The 694-nt window shown below is 55.8% G+C and carries 2 tRNA genes; both read left to right on the forward strand.

Annotated elements, in window-relative coordinates:
• Positions 1–286 precede the first annotated feature (286 nt).
• Positions 287–363, forward strand: a tRNA-Ile gene (locus A8G00_RS03930).
• A gap of 11 nt (positions 364–374) precedes the next feature.
• A tRNA-Ala gene (locus A8G00_RS03935) sits at positions 375–450 on the forward strand.
• Positions 451–694: the final 244 nt, after the last annotated feature.

The raw sequence follows: 694 nt of genomic DNA on the forward strand, positions 1-694 counted from the left end.
CTGCGGCTGGATCACCTCCTTTCTAAGGATCGTGACGAAAGCGCCTGTGCTGGACACAGGAAGAGCTTCGTCATTTCCAAAGAACATCGCCGCCGTCCTCATGTCCCTTCATCACTGGAGATTAGCGCAACGGAAACGTTGTGCTGATATTGAGCAGGCCTTCGTTTGTTGGCATTGCTTGGGAACGGACCCGCAGGGTCCGCAAGGCCGAACGGCCGCCCGAGCTTATGCGAGGATAGCCAAGTCGACGGATGTCGACGCCGGCGCCTGAGGCCAATCAAACAACGGGCCGGTAGCTCAGGTGGTTAGAGCGCACGCCTGATAAGCGTGAGGTCGGAGGTTCAACTCCTCCCCGGCCCACCAGCATTTGGTGAGGGGCTTTAGCTCAGCTGGGAGAGCGGTTGCTTTGCAAGCATCAGGTCATCGGTTCGATCCCGATAAGCTCCACCATTGCTTGAGGTTTATGTCGTGAAGAACGGTGTGAACTTCGCATTTGCGTAGCGCTGTAGCGCGGAGCAGCTCAGAACTTTCTCTAGGGATGAAGAGTAGCGGTTTTGCTGGCTTGCCAGCAATTATGAGGACGCTCGTTGAGCGGCCCTCTCTTTGACATTGTGAATGGGTTTTTTAATCGATGCCGTGGCGACATGGTTCGGTTTTGCGGTTTTCGGACCAAGAGGCTGAGCGGTGTCGTACA

Source organism: Sphingobium sp. SA916 (assembly GCF_002894065.1).
Taxonomy (GTDB): Bacteria; Pseudomonadota; Alphaproteobacteria; order Sphingomonadales; family Sphingomonadaceae; genus Sphingobium; species Sphingobium fuliginis.